This is a genomic window from Skermania piniformis, from assembly GCF_019285775.1.
Taxonomy (GTDB): domain Bacteria; phylum Actinomycetota; class Actinomycetes; order Mycobacteriales; family Mycobacteriaceae; genus Skermania; species Skermania pinensis.
Genome location: NZ_CP079105.1, coordinates 3617678 through 3635193 on the forward strand (window position 1 = coordinate 3617678; position 17516 = coordinate 3635193).

The window sequence follows — 17516 nt, forward strand, 5'->3', positions numbered from 1 at the left end:
AGCCATGGGCCGCGGCCGGGCTAAAGCAAAACAGACGAAGGTGGCTCGGGAGCTCAAGTACAGCTCACCGGCAACGGACTTCGACAGCCTGCAGCGAGAGCTGTCGGGCGACTCGACCAGCTCGCACCGTAGCGGCGTACGTTCCGGCGATCCCTACGAGACGCCGCGATGGGACGACGATGACGAGGACGACTGGCGCTCAGCCCGCTGACCGGGGAAACCGAGGACCCGTCGGGGAAGCCGAAATCGGCTTCCCCAGCATCGTCTCTGGGCACTGCCTTACCATCTCTGGGCACTGCCGTGTCGTCTCCGGGTCTTGCCGTGGTCGGTAGGACCCGTCGGCGAGACGGTGATCTCGCCGCACCCAGTTAGCCGGTAACCACCCGAAATCAGAACCGCGGGTGGTCCCCGACCAGCACCGCGCGCTCGTCGCCGGTCGCTTTTCGCACGCTGCCGAGCGTCCAGCATTCGACATGCCGAGCAGTCAGGACGGCAAGTGCGCGATCCGCATCCTCGGGCGCGACGACGGCGACCATTCCGACGCCCATGTTGAACGTCCGCTCCATCTCCGCCCGCTCGATCCGGCCGCGGTGCGAGAGCAGGGCGAAGACGGGCGCCGGGGTCCAGGTCCGCCGATCCAGCTCGGCAACCAGCCCGGCCGGCATCACCCGGCTCAGGTTGGCGGCCAGTCCACCACCGGTGACGTGGGCGAATGTCCGGATATCGGTCTCCGCGACGAGGGCCAGGCAATCCTTGGCGTAGATCCGGGTGGGTTCGAGCAGTTCCTCGCCGAGGGTCCGGCCGAATTCCTCGACGTGCCCGCCCAACGGCATCCGATTCAGCTCGAGCAACACCTTGCGGACCAGGCTGTACCCGTTGGCATGCAGGCCGGACGAGCCCATCGCGATCACCACGTCGCCGGGACGGACCCGGTCGGGCCCCAGTACGGCGTCGGCTTCGACCACACCCACCGCGGTCGCCGAAATGTCGTAGTCGTCGTCGCCCATCAGGCCGGGGTGTTCGGCGGTCTCCCCACCGAGCAGGGCACAGCCCGCCCGGACGCAGCCGTCGGCGATGCCGGACACCACGTCGGCGACGCGCTCGGGAATCACCTTGCCGACCGCGATGTAGTCCTGCAGGAACAGCGGCTCGGCCCCGCACACCACCAGATCGTCGACCACCATCGCGGTCAGATCCAGCCCGATGGTGTCGTGGCGGTCCATCGCCCGGGCGATCGCAATCTTGGTCCCGACACCGTCGGTCGACGCCGCGATCAGCGGCTCGCGATACGCCCGCTTGAGCGCGAACAAACCGGCGAAGCCGCCGATACCGCCCTGCACCTCCGGCCGACTGGCCCGCTTGGCAAGCGGACCGAACAGTTCGACGGCACGATCACCGGCAGCGATGTCCACCCCGGCCTCGGCGTAGGAAACTCCTGGACGACGGTAGCGGATCGGATCGGTCATCGACTACGACGCTCCAAAATCTCGGGTGGCAGGGTGGCGGACGCACGCCATCGGGAACGACGAGGCCGTCCCGCGGCACAGGTCGCTCAGCAGGCTCGAACTCGTGGATCCTCGGTCAGCACCGAACCCGGCAGCATGCCCTCGAGCAGGTTCTTTCCGATTGCCTCGGACGGCAGCTCGATCGGGTACTCGCCGCTGAAACACGCGGTGCACAACCGCGAGCGCGGCTGCTCGGTGGCCGCGATCATCCCGCCGGTCGAGATATAGCCGAGGGAATCCGCCCCGATCGACCGGCGCACGCCCTCGACCATCTCTTCGAACGTGCGGCTGCCCTCCAGACCGTCGGCGCCGATCCCGGCTTCCGGCCCGGCACCGTTGGCGATCAGCTCGGCCGGCGACGCGAAATCGATGCCGTAGAAGCACGGCCAGCGCACCGGCGGCGACGCGATCCGCACGTGGATCTCGATGGCACCCGCCTCGCGCAACATCCGGATCAGCGCGCGCTGGGTGTTCCCGCGCACGATCGAATCGTCGACCACGATCAGCCGCTTGCCGCGGATCACCTCACGCAGCGGATTCAGCTTGAGTCGGATGCCGAGCTGCCGGATCGTCTGTGACGGCTGGATGAAGGTACGCCCGATATAGGCGTTCTTCATCAAGCCCTGGCCGTAGGGCACGCCCGAGCCCTGGGCGTAGCCCACCGCTGCCGGGGTGCCCGACTCCGGGACCGGGATGACCAGGTCGGCGGCAACCGGATGCTCGGCCGCCAGCCGACGCCCGATCTCCACCCGGGCCGCGTGTACCGAGCGCCCGGCGATCGTGGAATCCGGCCGGGCCAGGTAGACGTACTCGAAGACACAGCCTTTGGGCTCCGGATTGGCGAACCGTGCCGACCGGACCCCGTCGGCGTCGATCGCCAGCAGCTCGCCCGGCTCGATCTCGCGGACGAACGAGGCACCCACGATGTCGAGCGCGGCGGTCTCGCTGGCCACCACCCAACCCCGGTCCAGCCGGCCGAGACAGAGCGGGTGGATACCGTGCGGGTCGCGGGCCGCGTACAGCGTGTTCTCGTCCATGAAGGTGAGGCAGAACGCGCCGCGGAGCGTCGGCAGCAGCGCCATGGCGGCCTGCTCGATGGTCCGATCCGCCGCCGCGTGCGATAGCAGCGCCGTCATCACATCCGAATCCGAGGTCGCCGCAGCGCGGCGGGGATCACCGAGCAGGCCCAGCGTGCGTGCCCGGGTCGCCAGCTCGACGGTGTTGACCAGGTTGCCGTTGTGGCCGAGCGCAAGCCCGCTGCCGACCGCCGTCGTGCGGAAGACCGGCTGCGCATTTTCCCAGGTGGTAGCGCCGGTGGTGGAATAGCGGCAGTGCCCGACGGCCACGTGCCCCGGCATGGCCGCCAGCGTCTGCTCGTCGAACACCTGGCTGACCAGGCCAAGATCCTTGAAGACCAGCACCTGAGCACCGTCCGCGACCGCGATGCCGGCCGCTTCCTGGCCGCGGTGCTGCAACGCGTAGAGGCCGTAGTAGGTGAGCTTGGCGACATCCTCGCCCGGTGCCCACACCCCGAACACACCGCATTCTTCGCGCGGGCCGTTATCGATGGGACTCGGATCCGAACGGTCGACCGACAGATCGGTGCTGGTCACGTGGAACTGCTCCCTGTTCGGGGGTAGTGGCGATAACAATTCTACGACCAGTTGCCGAGCCGGGCGAGCGCGCCGTTCGTTCATCCCACGGCGGCAGCGCGCAGTGCTAGCGTCCGAGATCGTGAGCGAGCACAACGACGATCCCCGGCCGGTGCTCCGGAGCCCGCGGTTGTGGCTCGCGCCGGCCGTGGTCGTGACCGCGCTGATGGCGCTGCTCGCGGCGATGTACCTGGGCGGGGTGCTCGACCCACAGCAACATCTGCACGGGTTCCCGGTGGCGCTGGTCGACCAGGACGAGGGCGAAACCGTGGCCGGCCAACCGCGCAACGTGGGCCACGAGATCGCCGACGGCATCGCCGACCGGATCCCGGCCGACAAGATCGACCTCCGCCGGATCGGAATCGCCGAAGCAACCGATCAGCTACAACACGGCGAGGTCTACGGCGCGATCGTGATCCCGAGCGACTTCTCCAAACGTTTGATGATCTTGGGGCAGGCGAGCGTGGTTCCCGGCGACGTCGAGCGGCCGGTGATCACGGTGCAGCTCAACCCGCGGATGGGCGCATACGCCCAGGCGATCACGCTTCGGATCGCCGAACAGGCGCTGGAACAGGTCAACGACATGGTCGGCAAACAGCTGACCGAGCAGGTGCGGGCCGAACTGGCGAAGGGCGAGCAACCACCGACGCTGTCCGGCGCAAGCCAGCTCACCCTGGCCCAGCCGGTGGACGTGCGGCAGGTGTCGTTCCACCCGCTGCCGGACGGGACCGGCAACGGGTTGTCCGCCTTCTTCTACACGATCATGCTGGTCCTGGCCGGCTTCACCGGGTCGATGATCGTGCACCAGCTGGTCGACTCCCGCCTCGGCTTCGCACCGACCGAGTTCGGGCCGTGGTACGTGCGGTATCCGTCGGTCGGTATCTCCCGGTTCCGCACGTTGCTGGTCAAGTGGGGCATCATCGCCGGCGTCGCGCCGGTGGTCTCCGGCATCTATCTCGGCATCGCCCGGCTGCTCGGCATGCCGGTGGACCGGCCGTTGGCGCTGTTCCTGTACAGCACCCTGGCGATCATCTCGGTCGGCGTCACTGCGCTCACCGTGCTGGCCGCACTCGGCTCGGCCGGGATGCTGGTCAATCTGGTGGTGTTCATCGTGGCCGGATTGCCGGCGTCGGGCGGCTCGGTGCCGATCGAGGCGACGCCACCGCTGTTCGGGCTGCTCGCCCGGGTCGAACCGATGCACCAGGTGTTCCTCGGCGTGCGGTCGATCCTGTACTTCAACGCGACCGGCGCCGGATTGGCCTCGGCGATCTGGATGGCGATACTCGGTCTCGGCATCGGTCTGGCGGCGGGCGCCGCGGTAACCCGGTTCTACGACCGCAAAGGGCTGCTCCGGCAGGCTTCGCCGGCGTCGGCCTGATCGGGTCCGGCCAGCGGGAGAAATCGCGCCACCGCACCGGCCCGGGTGCCGGACGCGCGCAGCCGCCCGGCGGCGACCACGGTTTCGAAGTCGGTCGCCCCGACCACCAGTTCCAGCCAGGTCCGCGGATCGGTTTCCACCACATTCGGCGGCGTGCCCCGGGTATGCCGGGGCCCCTCGATGCACTGCACCGACACGAACGGCGGCACCCGCAGCTCCACCGAGTGCCCGGGCGCTCGCTGCGCGAGGGTGCGGGCGCTGTGGCGGACCGCGGCAGCCAGTTCCGCCCGAGCCGGGGCGGCGACCGCCGGATCGGCCAGCCAGGCCGCGACCGCCGCCAGCGACGCACGCAGCGCAGCGGGATCGATCGGACGCGCAGCCATGCCCAGCAGGTTAACCGGTCGGATCGGTAGTCGCGCCGGCCCGCTGTACCAGCACCGCACCGGCGACGTCGATCGTCAGGTGCGCGGCGGCCGCGGCGGCCACCCCGCCCCGGTCGGCCAGCACGGCGAAGCCCAGCCCGGCGAGTCCGGTGAGCGCGACGGTGCCGAGTACACCGTCGCCGGCCGTCCGAGCCGGATGCACGTGCCAGAGCCCGAATGCGGCCGCGGTCAACGCCGTCGCGCGGCGGGCACCCACGACACCGGCGACCGGCGCCGGCATCACCGAGCGAAAAATCTGTTCCTCGACCAACACCGTGCCGAGTGGAATATGCACCGACAGCCACTCGGTGAACTCGGCCGGCGCCCGCCGCGGCCCGGCGCGGCGGGCGAGCTCACGGCGGAATCCCGGTACCAGGCACGCCGTCCCGGCAGCGACGACCGGAACCACCGTTGCGCCGAGCACCCAGCGCGGACTTCGATCGGTCCACCACCGGCGCGATCCCGGCGACCGGAACGCCGCCGAATACCCGGCAGCGAACCCCAGACCGGCCAGGGTGCGCCCGCGCAGCGGCAGATCGAGCCGCGGCAGCACCAGGTTGTGCCAGAGCAACGGCAGCGCGGTGGCGAGCAGCGCGGACCGGAGCCGGCTCCCGCGCTGGTTACTTGAGTTGCGCTTCCTCGGCGTCGCGCCGATCCAGCACCGCCCGGATCTGGTCACTGCGTCCTCCTGTCCAATCCGGCGGCGGCGCCACCGCGACCAGGCCGTCCAGGACTAACGTCCCGTACCGGTGGCCGTGCCCACCGGTAACCGCCTGGGCGTTGGTGAGGTCGGCGGCCACCTGCCAGAAGGTGACGATCGGCCACCAGCGCATCTCGGGTAACACATCCGAACCGCGCGGCTCGGCCAACCAGTCGGGTTCGTCGAAGAGCAGATCCGGCGACCACCACACGATCGGGTCGGACGGATGCTGCAGGTAGGCGACGCGCGGTTGCAGCCACTGGGAATCCGGTCGGCCCAGATCGGCGCTGTCGCCGGCGAACCGGACCACCAGCCCGTCCGCGTACACCGGTTCGACCTCGGGCGATCCCGGATCGCGCCGGCTGACGAACCTGCTCCAGAGCCGATTCGAGTTCGGTGGGCCCACCCACAGCACGCCGTCCGCCTTGGTCCGCAGATCCGACAGATCCGCGAAGGCCGCTTCGGACCCCTGCGAGCCGAGGCTCTCGCCGTAGCAGATCAGCAGTGGCCGCTGCCCGGCCGGTCGGGCGGCCCAGCGCTCGTGGACCGCATCGAACAGCAGCTTGGCTGCCTGGGTCGACTTGCTCCGATCGGAGAGGAACGACAATACGCTCGGCAGGTAGGAGTACTGCGTCGCGACGATTGCGGTGTCACCGTCGTACATCAGCTCCAGCGCGTCGGCGGTCGTCGAGTTCACCCAGCCGGTGCCGGTGGTGGTCGCCACGAGCAGCACCTTGCGGTCGAACGCACCGGTCCGCTCCAGCTCCGCCACCGCCAGCTCCGCCTGCGCCTCCGGGCTGTCCGCCGATTCCAGCCCGGCGTAGGCACGGATCGGCTCACGCGCCGGCCGGCCGGTCGCCTCGGTGAGCTGTTGTGCGGTCATCCCACGGGACACGAACCACCGCCCCTCGGAACCGAGGGTGTCCCACGGCGCCAGCGACGCCGGGCTACCGGACCGCTCCGGCTGTTGCGGTTGACTGGCGTTCGGCGACGTGTCGTTATTGCGGACGCTGAACGCCTCGTTCAGCACCCCGAACACCGCCTGCACCAGCACGCCGTTGACCAGCGTCACGACGACCACCAGCAACAGTGCGGCACCCACGACAGCAGCCGCCGGGCGCGGAATCCGGACTCGGCTGGTAAGCATCTGGCCCACGCGGAGAACCAGCGCGCGGGTGGATCGGAATATCGCCACCAGCGCCACCGCGACCAGCGTGCTGAGCAGACCGGTGCGCAGGTAGGACGGCGTATCCCCCGCGGTCATCCCCATCAGCCCGGCAATCTCGCGTTGCCAGCGGGCCGACTGCACCAGCATCAGCACGGCGACCACCGCGACCACGACCACCACCGCCACCTTCGCACCACGCGACACCCAGATGGGCGGCGAGCCGACCGACAGCCGCGGCCGAACCCAGCTCCGCCACCCCCACTCGAGCAGGCAGCCGAGGCCGTAACCGAGCGCGGCGTTGATCCCGCTGATCAGGCCCTGGAACAACCAGTCCCGCGGGACCAGCGACGGCGTGACCGACCAGGCGAAGAAGATCCCCGCGAGCGCCAGGCCGACATAGTTGAGGTCGACGATCCGTTCTATTCGGCCGAGGGTGGAGCGCACCCGCGAACTCGGTTCGGAAGTACTGTCAGGTGCCATTGCGGTCCCGCCTTCATCGACCTACAACACTCGGTTGTTCGGCTCAGCTGCCACCGAACAGCGCCGGAAGTGTGCCCTCGTGGAGCGTCCGCAGCTCGGCAAGCGGTACCGAGAACAGCCCGGGCACGTCCACCGAATCCGAACCCTGATCGACCACGCCGACCCGTGCCCACGGCAGTCCGCGCGCGGTGCACAACGCGGTGAACCGGAGCTCGTGGTTGCGCGGCACCGCCACCAGGATCCGCCCGGCCGACTCGGCGAACAATTGGACGAACGGGTCGCCCGATTCGGGCAGCAATACCCGACATCCGGTTTCCCCGACCAGTGCCGCCTCGACGACCGCCTGGATCAACCCGCCCTCGGACAGGTCGTGCGCGGCGGAGAGCAGTCCGTCCCGCGACGCGGCCGCGAGCACGTCGGCGAGCAGACGTTCCCGGGCGAAATCGACCCGTGGCGGCACGCCGCCCAGGTGATCGTGGACGACCTGCGCCCAGATCGAGCCGTCCAGCTCGTCGTGCGTGTCGCCCAGCAGGATCAACGTCTCCCCCGGCTCCGATCCGAATCCGGTCGGAATCCGCCGGTGGACATCGTCGAGCACGCCGAGCACCCCGACCACCGGGGTCGGCAGGATAGCGGTGGACCCGGTCTGGTTGTAGAAGCTGACGTTGCCGCCGGTGACCGGAATCCCCAGCGTCGCGCAGCCATCCGCGAGACCGCGGACAGCCTGCTGGAACTGCCACATCACCCCGGGATCCTCCGGCGAGCCGAAGTTGAGACAGTTGGTGACCGCCTTCGGGGTCGCCCCGGTAGCGGCGACGTTGCGGTATGCCTCGGCCAGCGCCAGTTGGGCACCGGCATACGGGTCCAGTTTGGTGTATCGACCGGAGGCATCGGTGGCGAGCGCGATGCCCCGACCGGTGGCCTCGTCGATCCGGACCACACCGGCGTCGGCCTGTTCGGCCAGCACGGTGTTGCCCCGCACGTACCGGTCGTACTGTTCGGTGATCCATCGGCGGCTGCACAGCGCGGGGCTGGCCAGCATCGCTGCCAAGGTGGCCCGCAGTTCGGCGCCGGTGCGCGGGCGGGTGAGCCCGGCGGTGCCGGCGGCGACCAATGCGTCCTGGTCCGCGGGTCGCTGTACCGGCCGCTGATACACCGGACCGTCGTGCGCGACCGTGCGGGGCGGGACGTCCACCACGGTCGCACCATGCCAGTCGACGACCAGCCGGTCACCGGCGGTGACCTCGCCGATCACCGTCGCCAGCACGTCCCACTTGCGGCAGACCGCGAGGAAGGCGTCGACGTCGGCCGGCGCCACGACCGCACACATCCGCTCCTGCGACTCGCTGGAAAGTATCTCGGCCGGGGTCATATTCGCGGCGCGCAGCGGCACCCGATCCAGCTCGATCCGCATGCCCCCGTCGCCAGCGGCAGCGAGTTCCGATGTAGCGCAGGACAATCCGGCACCACCCAGGTCCTGGATACCCACCACCAGCCCGGCCGCGTACAGCTCCAGGCAGCACTCGATCAGCACCTTCTCGGCGAACGGGTCGCCGACCTGAACGCTGGGCAGCTTTTTTCGCCCCGACCCGGCTTCGTCGCCGGCGAAGGTATCCGAGGCGAGCACCGAGACGCCGCCGATACCGTCCAGGCCGGTGCGCGCACCGAACAGGATGATCTTGTTGCCGACACCGGAGGCGAACGCGAGATGCAGGTCCTCGGTCCGCAACACCCCGGCGCAGAGCGCATTCACCAGCGGATTGCCCTGGTACGACGGGTCGAACACCGTCTCCCCGCCGACGTTCGGCAGGCCCAGACAGTTGCCGTAGCCGCCGACCCCGCGGACCACCCCGTCCACGACACGGCGGGTATCGGGGTGGTCGGCCGCACCGAATCGGAGTTGATCCATCACGGCGATCGGCCGCGCACCCATCGCCATGATGTCCCGGACGATGCCGCCGACCCCGGTCGCCGCGCCCTGATACGGCTCCACGTAGGACGGGTGGTTGTGGCTTTCCACCTTGAAGGTGACCGCCCACCCGTCGCCGATGTCGACCACCCCGGCGTTCTCGCCGATCCCCGCGAGCATGCTCGCCCGCATCGCATCGGTGGTGGTCTCGCCGAAATACCGCAGGTGCACCTTCGACGACTTGTACGAGCAATGCTCGCTCCACATCACCGAGTACATCGCCAGTTCCGCATCCGTGGGTCGGCGACCGAGGATCTCCCGGATCCGCGCGTACTCGTCGTCCTTCAAGCCCAGTTCGCGGAACGGCTGTGGCGTGTCCGGGGTGGCCGCGGCGTGGCCGACGGTGTCGACCGGTGGGTTTCCGACGACCGGTGGGGTTACGACACTGTCTGGCACGTGTCGAGTCTAATCGGCCGCCGCCCTACCGCCCGGTCAGCGCACCGACGTCCAACCGCACCGAACATCCGGCAACCGGCAGCACCACCGCACCGCAAAACTCGCCCGCAGCTTCATACCCCGCGCCCACCAGCACGAACGCCCGCAGCGTGATCGGCGGATCCAGATCGACGATCCAGTACTGCGCAATCCCCGCCTCGGCATACTCGGCGAGCTTCATCACCCGATCCACTCGACGCGTCCCCGCCGACAACACCTCGACGGCCAGATGCACCTCGGAACCGGCGAACCGCGGCGGATTGGTTTCGGCCAGAGCCGAATCGACGACGATGACGTCCGGAATCCGGACGGTCAGCGGCGAACGAGCGAGAACGACGTCGACCTCGGCCAGCGGCGCCAGTTCGACCGGCAGTCCAGTTGTCAACCTGTGCACGATGTTGTGTAAAGCTCGCTGATGAAACGCATGCCCCCGTGGCGACACGACCAGGACCCCCTCGACGACCTCGATCTCGAGTCGTTCGTCCTCGGGAAGCCGCACCCACTCCTCGTAGGTGTAGCGGTGATCGGTCATCTTCGGCGCGCTCACGATTCTCCTCCCCTCGACATGAGCGAGGATCGCATCGGGCACCGACAAGCTTATCCGGGCGGCGCGAGCACGAGCATCGATGCCCGCCGCCCTACCGCCCGGTCAGCGCACCGACGTCCAACCGCACCGGACATCCGGCAACCGGCAGCACCACCGCACCGCAAAACTCACCCGCAGCTTCATACCCCGCGCCCACCAGCACGAACGCCCGCAGCGTGATCGGCGGATCCAGATCGACGATCCAGTACTGCGCAATCCCCGCCTCGGCATACTCGGCGAACTTCATCACCCGATCCACTCGACGCGTCCCCGCCGACAACACCTCGACGGCCAGATGCACCTCGGAACCGGCGAACCGCGGCGGGTTGTCCCCCACGACGGCGGTATCCGCCACGATCACATCCGGGATACGGACGGTCAGCGGCTCGGTCGCCAGCACCACGTCGACCTCCGCCAGCGGCCACAAGTGGTCGGGCAAAGCCGACCGCAGTCCCTGCTCCAGTCGGTGAACGGCATTCTGATGAAAAGCAGACCCCCGTGGCGACACGACCAGGACCCCCTCGACGACCTCGATCTCTAGTCGTTCGTCCTCGGGAAGCTGCACCCACTCCTCGTAGGTGTAGCGGTGATCGGTCATCTTCGGCGCGCTCACGATTCTCCTCCCCTCGACATGAGCGAGGATCGCATCGGGCACCGACAAGCTTATCCGGGCGGCGCGAGGAAGGCGCCCAGCGCCGCCGCATACATGCTCACGTCGGCCGCGCCCATCAGCTCACGCGCGGAATGCATCGCCAGCTGCGGCGCGCCGACGTCCACCGTGCACAGTCCGGTGCGGGCCGCAGTGAGCGGCCCGATCGTCGACCCGCACGGCAGGTCGGCCCGGTGCATGTACCGCTGCAACGGCACCTCGGCCTGCGCACAGGCCAGCGCGAACGCGGCGGTGCCGACCGCGTCGGTGGCGTACCGCAAGTTCGGGTGCACCTTCAGCACCGGACCGCCGCCGACCTCGATCCGGTGCGCCGGCTCGTGTCGCTCCGGATAGTTGGGATGGGTCGCGTGCGCCATATCCCCGGACGCACAGATCGAGCCGGCCATGGTGCGGAGGAAGTCGGCCCGGTCCCCGCCACGGGCCAGCACGATCCGTTCCAGCACGGTGACCAACAGCTCGGACTGGGCGCCGCGGTCGGAGGTGCTGCCGACCTCCTCGTGATCGAACAGCGCCAACACCGGGGTGATGTCGGCGGAATCCGCAGCCAGCAACGCGCTCAGCCCGGCGAAGCAGGTGACCTGGTTGTCCAACCGCGGCGCACTGACCAGCTCGCGTTCGATCCCCACCCGCCGGCTGGGCGCCAGATCATGGGTCATCAATTCCCAGCCGAGCAGGTCGGCGACCGGCACGCCGGCCCGGTCCGCGACGAACTCGACGAACGAGCCGCGGTCGCCTACCCCGCAGACCGCGTTCACATGCCGCTGCGGATCCAGCTGCACCCCTTTGCGTTCCGCGGAAAGATGGATCGCCAGCTGCGGCACCCGCAGCACCGGGTCGTCGATCCGGATCAACCGCTCGGACCAACTGTTCGCCTCCCGCACGGTGATCCGACCGGACAGACCGAGATCACGATCGAGCCAGGAGTTGAGCCAAGCGCCACCGTACGGCTCCAGCCCGACCAGCTGCCAGCCCGCCGAGCTCAGGTCGGGGTGCTGCTTGAGCCGCAGGTTCGGGCTGTCGGTGTGCCCGCCGACCACGCGGAACGGTCCGCCGTGATCGATCCAGGCGACGAGCGAGCCGCCACGGATCAGATACCGGCGGCCACCGCCGGTCCAGCCGTCCTGCTCGTCGACCCGGGTGAACCCGTTGCGCTCCAACTCCGCGGCCACTGTCGCGCAGACGTGAAACGGCGACGGCGAGGCGTCGATGGACGCGCAGAGATCGTCGGGGGCGAGATATTTCAGGGCAGCGGGCACGCCCGCATCATAGGGAGGCCAGGCTGTCCAGCACCGAATAGAACATGCCGAGACCGTCGTCGCTCGGACCGGTCAGCGGCTCGGTCGCGTGTTCCGGGTGCGGCATCAGCCCGACGACCCGCCCGTTCGCCGACGCGATGCCGGCGATATCGCGCTGCGACCCGTTCGGGTTCTCCGCATACCGGAAGACCACCCGACCGTCGCCTTCCAACTCGTCCAGCACCGCGGGCGAGGCTTGATAACGCCCCTCGCCGGACTTCAGCGGGATCAGGATCTCCGCCCCCGACTCGTAGCGCGAGGTCCACGCGGTATCGACGGATTCGACCCGTAACCACTCGTCTCGGCAGATGAAATGCAGTCCGGCGTTGCGGGTCAGCGCGCCGGGCAACAACCCGGCCTCGCACAACACCTGGAAACCGTTGCAGATGCCCAGAACCGGCATCCCGCGCCGCGCTGCGTCGATCACCTCACCCATCACCGGCGCGAACCGCGCGATCGCCCCCGCGCGCAGGTAGTCGCCGTAGGAGAAGCCACCGGGAACCACGACTGCGTCGACCCCCCGCAGGTCGGCGTCGGAATGCCACAGTCCCACCGACTCGGCCCCACCGAGCCGTACCGCGCGCGCCGCGTCGACGTCGTCGAGGGTGCCCGGGAAGGTCACCACACCGATCCGAACCGTCACGCCCGCACCACTTTCCAGTCCTCGATGACGGTGTTGCAGAGCAACGACTCGGCGATCCGGGCCAGCTGTTCGTCGTCGACATCGTCGGCAACCTCGAGCTCGAATCGCTTACCCTGCCGGACGTCTGCGATACCGGAGAAACCGAGCCGGGGGAGCGCGCCGGCGATCGCCTGGCCCTGCGGATCGAGGATCTCCGATTTGAGCATGACCTCAACGACAACTCGCGCCACGCATCCACTCCTTCGCCGTCCCCGAAGCCCTGCCGACGCCCGAAAGTCTATCGAGCACGTCCTCCGGTCGGCATACTGGACCGGTGCGCCTGGCCCACTTCCGGCATTCCTGCCTCCTGGTCGAACTGGACGGCACCCGGGTTCTGTTCGATCCCGGCATCTTCTCGCACGGCTTCGAGGGACTGACCGGGCTCGACGCGATCGTCGTCACCCACCAACATCCCGACCATTGCGACCCGGCCCGGATTCCCGACCTGGTGGCGGCCAATCCGGATGCCACGCTGCTCGCCGACCCGCAGACCGCCGCCCAACTCGGCCCGCCCTGGGTCGCCTTCCACCCGGGCGCGGTCCGCCCGGTCGGGTCGGTGCAACTCACCGCCGGCGGCGGTCGGCACGCCGTGATCCACCCCGACATCCCGGTGATCGACAACACCGCCGTCCTGGTCGGCACCACCGAACACCCGGGCCGACTGCTGCATCCGGGCGACTCGTTGTGGGTACCGTCGGTTCCGGTGGACGTGCTCGCGATACCGGCGGCAGCGCCGTGGCTGAAGATCAGTGAGACCGTCGACTATCTGCGGTCGGTCGCACCCCGCGTTGCGGTACCGATTCATCAGGCGATCGTCGCCGCCGACGCACTGCCGATCTTCTACGGCCGGCTGTCCGAGATGGCACCGGATGTCACCGAGTTCCGCGCGATCGGCGAAGAGACGACCGTCGACGTCGGCTGAGCGCTGCTATCGCTTCCACTTCCTTAGAGCCTCCGGCAACAGGATTCGGACCATGTCCTCGTCTGCGGTCGTCGACAGGGTCGCACGGAGTACTGGAATCACCTCGCCGCGGTCCGGGTACTCGCGCAGGCTGTGCAGTACTGCGACCCGAAGGCCCTCCGCGTGGCAGAGTGCGCTGACGTCGTTGTAGGCCCGCTTACGCGAGAACCGTCCCACGGACCTGGAAGCCTGGGCCCAAGCGCCGACACGCATGGCCTCCATTCCGAGCATGCCCGCCAGAACGAAGAGAGGACCGTTCCGGGGCTTCTTGTACTCCTTGAGATCGCCGACCAGCAACTCGCCGCCAGGCCGTCGTACGCGCTGGACCTCGTCCCAGACCAGGGCTGTCACCCGCTCGCCGCCGATGCCTCCCGCCGCTCGGGCCAGGAGTTCACCCTGATCCGGAAGATCCAGATCGACTGCGCCGCTACCCACTTCGGCTCCAATCCGGCTACCCGAAATCGTCCACACATATTCTGGCAACCGCCGCGAAGTCGGTATATCCGTCGTACGCACGACATTCGAACAGCACAACCCGGGCTGACCGACATGTACCGTGAACGGGCAGCGGCTCAAACCGAGGAGACCCATTGGCGAGCACTTACGACTTCGACGCGACCACGGCCGACGGCGAGATGGTGCCGTTGAGCCGCTACTCGGGCAAGGTGCTGCTGATCGTCAACACCGCCAGCAAGTGCGGGCTCACCCCGCAGTACGAAGGCCTCGAGGCCCTCTACCGGGACAAGCAGGACGCAGGGCTGGAAATCCTCGGGTTCCCGTGCAACCAGTTCCGCGGGCAGGAGCCGGGCACCGACGCGGAGATCCAGGACTTCTGCCGGGTCACCTACGACGTGACCTTTCCGGTGTTCGCCCGGATCGAGGTGAACGGTCCCGACGCCACGCCGCTGTATCGCTATCTGCGCGCCGAGCAGCCGGGCGACTTCGGCCCGCAGTACGGCAAGTTCTACGAGGTCATCTCCCGGATGATGCCGGACGCCGGGCGGGACGACGTGAAATGGAACTTCACGAAGTTCCTGGTCGACCGGAACGGCAACGTGGTCAAGCGATTCGAGCCCACGGTCGAGCCCGCCGCGATCGCCGACGAGGTGGCCGCCTACCTGTAGCTCGGCGCGGTGCGGTGATACCCGAGGCCGGCTACAGCCGCGCCGCGACTCCCCGCCCGGCGGCTCGGCCGGAAAAGACGCAGCCGCCGAGGAAGGTGCCCTCCAGCGCGCGGTAGCCATGTACCCCACCGCCACCGAAGCCGGCCACCTCACCGGCCGCATACAGTCCGTCGAACGGCGTACCGTCCGGCCGGCGCACCTGGCTGGTCAGGTCGGTTTCCAAGCCGCCCAGGGTCTTCCGGGACAGCAGATGCAACCGCACCGCGATCAGCGGACCGGCCTTCGGGTCGAGCAACCGGTGCGGGGAGGCCACTCGGCTGATCTTGTCCGGGCGGTAGGCCCGGGCATTGTGGATCGCCATCACCTGATGGTCCTTGGTGTAGGGGTTGTCGAACTGGCTGTCCCGGGCCCGCAGCTCCCGCTCGACCGTCGCCTGATCCAGCAGATCCGCACCGGTCAGCTGATTCATCGCGGCAACCAACTCCGACAACGAATCCCGAACCAGGAAGTCCACCCCGCGTTCCTGAAATGCGCGCACCGGGGCGGGCGCTCCCGGACGTACCCGGTCGAGCAGCTTGCGGACGTCCCGATCGGTGAGGTCCGGGTTCTGCTCCTGCCCGGACAGTCCGAACTCCTTCTCGATGATCTTCTGATCCAACACGAACCAGCTGTAGTCGTATCCGGTGGCTACGATCCGCTCCATCGTGCCGAGACTGTCCGACCCAGGGAACACCGGCGGCGGCAACCGCTTTCCGGTGGCGTCCAACCACAACGACGACGGGCCCGGGATGATCCGGATGCCATGGTCGGGCCAGATCGGTTCGTAGTTGGTGATGCCCTCGGTGTAGTGCCACATCCGGTCGGAGTTGACGATGCTCGCGCCGGCGGTGGCCGCGATACCGAGCATCCGGCCGTCCACGTGGGCCGGCACCCCGGCCAGCATGTGCTCCGGCGCCCGGCCCATCCGGGTCGGCCAGTTCTGTTTGATCAGCTCGAAGTTGTGCCCGATCCCGCCGGAGGTGACGATGACCGCCTGCGCGGTGAACTCGAACTCGCCCACCTCGGTTCGCGACGACGCCACGCCGCGGGCGAGGTCGGTCGGCTCGAGCACCGCACCGCGTACCCCGGTCGCCGCGCCGGCGGTGACCACGATGTCGTCCACCCGATGTCGCCAGGCAAACCGGACCAGACCGCGATCCACGCCGGCGGCTACTCGTCGGGCGAAGACCTCCACCAGGCCCGGCCCGGTACCCCAGGTGATGTGGAATCGGGGCACCGAGTTGCCCGGACCGATCGCGGTATAGCCGCCTCGCTCGGCCCAACCGACGACCGGAAACACCTTCAGGCCCAGCCCGCCGAGCCAGCTGCGTTTCTCCCCGGCGGCGAACTCGACGTAGGCCTGCGCCCACTGCCGCGGCCAGTGGTCCTCGCGCTCCCGATCGAAGCCGGCATTGCCCAGCCAGTCCGCCAGCGCAAGCTCGTAACTGTCCTCGACACCGAGCCGCCGTTGCTCGGGGCTGTCTACGAAGAAGAGCCCGCCGAACGACCAAAAGGCCTGTCCGCCAAGGTTGTTCGCGTTCTCCTGGTCCAGGATCAGTACTCGCTTACCGGCATCGACCAGCTCGGCCGCCGCCACCAGGCCGGCCAGGCCGGCTCCGACCACGATCACATCGGCAGCATCGGACATGCCACCCACGGTAGCGGCCCGTCCTTCGGTCGACTAGCGGAAGTACTCGCCGGCGTTGACGAACAACGTCTGCCCGGTCACCATCCGGGACAGCTCGGACGCGAAGAAGATCACGGCGTTGGCCACGTCACCGTCCTCGGGAATCTCGCGCAACGCCATCCGGCGAGCGATCCCCGCCTGCACCTCGGCCGGCTCGACGCCCTTCCGCTCGGCCTGGAACTGCACGTAGGCCTCGACGTTCGGTCCCCACATCCAGGTCGGCACGACGGTGTTCACCCGGATCGCCTGCGGACCGAGTTCTTTTGCCAAGGACAACATCGCGGCGTGCAGTGCGCCCTTGGAGGCCGCGTACGCGGTCTGCGGCAACGACGGCGCGAACATCGCCTGGGTACCGATCAACACAATCGAACCACCGCGCCGAGCCAGTTCGGGCACCGCCGCCTGCACCAGCCGCATCGACCCGAGCAGGTTCACCTCCAGCGCGGCCCGCCAGGTATCCAGATCGGCATCGACGATCCCGCCGAAGTCGGTGTCCCGGGCGGCGACCACCACCAACGCATCGACCGAACCGAACGCCTGCGTCCCCGCCGCGACGAGCCGGCGGCAGGATTCGCCGTCGGTGATCTCGGTGACCTGGTACGTCACCCGATCCAGCTCGCCCGCGACCGCGCGCAGGTTCGCCTCGGTGCGCGCACCCAGAACGACTCGGCCGCCTTCCCGGTGCGCGGCCAGCGCGACCTCTCGGCCCAACCCGGGCCCGACGCCGGCAACGACGAGGGTTTTGTCGGTCAGCAAAGCCACA

The 17516-nt window shown here is 68.8% G+C and carries 18 protein-coding genes; 4 read left to right on the forward strand and 14 right to left on the reverse strand.

All coding sequences use genetic code 11. From position 1 onward, the window contains the following. Nucleotides 1-4 precede the first annotated feature (4 nt). The gene (locus KV203_RS16845; protein WP_066474074.1) at nucleotides 5-211 is read left to right on the forward strand and encodes a DUF3073 domain-containing protein; all 207 of its coding nucleotides are present in this window, start codon (nucleotides 5-7) and stop codon (nucleotides 209-211) included. Nucleotides 212-389: 178 nt separating this feature from the next. On the opposite strand, the gene purM is transcribed toward KV203_RS16845, so the two are convergent. Together purM and purF are read right to left on the reverse strand one after the other, a co-directional pair. Next, nucleotides 390-1466: a phosphoribosylformylglycinamidine cyclo-ligase gene (gene purM, locus KV203_RS16850; protein WP_066474076.1), complete on the reverse strand. Its 1077-nt coding sequence runs from the start codon at nucleotides 1464-1466 to the stop codon at nucleotides 390-392. Nucleotides 1467-1552: 86 nt separating this feature from the next. After that, complete coding sequence (gene purF, locus KV203_RS16855; RefSeq protein WP_066474079.1) at nucleotides 1553-3118, reverse strand: amidophosphoribosyltransferase; 1566 nt, start codon at nucleotides 3116-3118, stop codon at nucleotides 1553-1555. A gap of 121 nt (nucleotides 3119-3239) precedes the next feature. On the opposite strand from purF, the gene KV203_RS16860 reads away from it, so the two are divergent. Then, a complete protein-coding gene (locus KV203_RS16860) occupies nucleotides 3240-4535 on the forward strand; it encodes a YhgE/Pip domain-containing protein (protein ID WP_246600198.1) in 1296 nt (431 codons plus the stop codon). On the opposite strand, the gene KV203_RS16865 is transcribed toward KV203_RS16860, so the two are convergent. From KV203_RS16865 to purS, 9 genes are all read right to left on the reverse strand, one after another. After that, entirely contained in the window at nucleotides 4487-4918 is a 432-nt protein-coding gene (locus KV203_RS16865) for a sterol carrier family protein (RefSeq protein ID WP_066474081.1), read from the reverse strand. The genes KV203_RS16860 and KV203_RS16865 overlap by 49 nt on opposite strands. Nucleotides 4919-4928: 10 nt before the next feature. Beyond that, entirely contained in the window at nucleotides 4929-5636 is a 708-nt protein-coding gene (locus KV203_RS16870) for a CPBP family glutamic-type intramembrane protease (protein WP_169797548.1), read from the reverse strand. Then, nucleotides 5578-7305, reverse strand: a complete 1728-nt coding sequence (locus KV203_RS16875) for an alpha/beta hydrolase (RefSeq protein ID WP_066474086.1) — start codon at nucleotides 7303-7305, stop codon at nucleotides 5578-5580. The genes KV203_RS16870 and KV203_RS16875 overlap by 59 nt, the downstream gene beginning before the upstream one ends. Before the next feature lie 43 nt (nucleotides 7306-7348). Then, entirely contained in the window at nucleotides 7349-9670 is a 2322-nt protein-coding gene (purL, locus tag KV203_RS16880; protein WP_066474089.1) for a phosphoribosylformylglycinamidine synthase subunit PurL, read from the reverse strand. A 25-nt stretch (nucleotides 9671-9695) separates the two neighbouring features. Continuing rightward, nucleotides 9696-10256 carry a Uma2 family endonuclease gene (locus KV203_RS16885; protein ID WP_246600199.1) on the reverse strand — a complete coding sequence of 187 codons (561 nt, stop codon included), beginning with the start codon at nucleotides 10254-10256 and terminating at the stop codon, nucleotides 9696-9698. 91 nt (nucleotides 10257-10347) lie between these two features. Further along, nucleotides 10348-10908: a Uma2 family endonuclease gene (locus KV203_RS16890; protein ID WP_218820999.1), complete on the reverse strand. Its 561-nt coding sequence runs from the start codon at nucleotides 10906-10908 to the stop codon at nucleotides 10348-10350. A 50-nt stretch (nucleotides 10909-10958) separates the two neighbouring features. Continuing rightward, nucleotides 10959-12221: a M18 family aminopeptidase gene (locus tag KV203_RS16895; protein ID WP_246600200.1), complete on the reverse strand. Its 1263-nt coding sequence runs from the start codon at nucleotides 12219-12221 to the stop codon at nucleotides 10959-10961. A 7-nt stretch (nucleotides 12222-12228) separates the two neighbouring features. After that, nucleotides 12229-12903 (reverse strand): phosphoribosylformylglycinamidine synthase subunit PurQ, encoded by a 675-nt coding sequence (gene purQ, locus KV203_RS16900; protein ID WP_066474116.1) that lies wholly within the window; start codon nucleotides 12901-12903, stop codon nucleotides 12229-12231. Next, the gene (purS, locus tag KV203_RS16905; protein WP_066474117.1) at nucleotides 12900-13133 is read right to left on the reverse strand and encodes a phosphoribosylformylglycinamidine synthase subunit PurS; all 234 of its coding nucleotides are present in this window, start codon (nucleotides 13131-13133) and stop codon (nucleotides 12900-12902) included. The genes purQ and purS overlap by 4 nt, the downstream gene beginning before the upstream one ends. 83 nt (nucleotides 13134-13216) lie before the next feature. Here purS and KV203_RS16910 point away from each other — a divergent pair, with 83 nt between their 5' ends. Next, entirely contained in the window at nucleotides 13217-13864 is a 648-nt protein-coding gene (locus KV203_RS16910; RefSeq protein ID WP_066474118.1) for an MBL fold metallo-hydrolase, read from the forward strand. Between the two features lie 6 nt (nucleotides 13865-13870). Here the strand turns inward: KV203_RS16910 and KV203_RS16915 are convergent, their stop codons facing one another. Next, nucleotides 13871-14338: a hypothetical protein gene (locus tag KV203_RS16915; RefSeq protein WP_066474120.1), complete on the reverse strand. Its 468-nt coding sequence runs from the start codon at nucleotides 14336-14338 to the stop codon at nucleotides 13871-13873. Nucleotides 14339-14538: 200 nt separating this feature from the next. On the opposite strand from KV203_RS16915, the gene KV203_RS16920 reads away from it, so the two are divergent. Continuing rightward, entirely contained in the window at nucleotides 14539-15027 is a 489-nt protein-coding gene (locus KV203_RS16920; protein WP_066474300.1) for a glutathione peroxidase, read from the forward strand. A gap of 31 nt (nucleotides 15028-15058) precedes the next feature. On the opposite strand, the gene KV203_RS16925 is transcribed toward KV203_RS16920, so the two are convergent. Continuing rightward, the gene (locus KV203_RS16925) at nucleotides 15059-16714 is read right to left on the reverse strand and encodes an FAD-binding dehydrogenase (RefSeq protein ID WP_066474127.1); all 1656 of its coding nucleotides are present in this window, start codon (nucleotides 16712-16714) and stop codon (nucleotides 15059-15061) included. 33 nt (nucleotides 16715-16747) lie between these two features. Next, on the reverse strand, nucleotides 16748-17515 hold the full coding sequence (locus KV203_RS16930) for an SDR family oxidoreductase (protein WP_066474130.1): 768 nt from the start codon (nucleotides 17513-17515) through the stop codon (nucleotides 16748-16750). Between the last annotated feature and the right edge of the window lies 1 nt (nucleotide 17516).

What these genes read in the sequence shown, in the direction of transcription:
- KV203_RS16845 (WP_066474074.1), top strand. Translation starts at nt 5, where the DNA reads ATGGGCCGCGGCCGGGCTAAAGCAAAACAGACGAAGGTGGCTCGGGAG.
- purM (WP_066474076.1), bottom strand. Translation starts at nt 1,466, where the DNA reads ATGACCGATCCGATCCGCTACCGTCGTCCAGGAGTTTCCTACGCCGAG.
- KV203_RS16865 (WP_066474081.1), bottom strand. Translation starts at nt 4,918, where the DNA reads ATGGCTGCGCGTCCGATCGATCCCGCTGCGCTGCGTGCGTCGCTGGCG.
- KV203_RS16875 (WP_066474086.1), bottom strand. Translation starts at nt 7,305, where the DNA reads ATGGCACCTGACAGTACTTCCGAACCGAGTTCGCGGGTGCGCTCCACC.
- KV203_RS16920 (WP_066474300.1), top strand. Translation starts at nt 14,539, where the DNA reads ATGGTGCCGTTGAGCCGCTACTCGGGCAAGGTGCTGCTGATCGTCAAC.
- KV203_RS16925 (WP_066474127.1), bottom strand. Translation starts at nt 16,714, where the DNA reads ATGTCCGATGCTGCCGATGTGATCGTGGTCGGAGCCGGCCTGGCCGGC.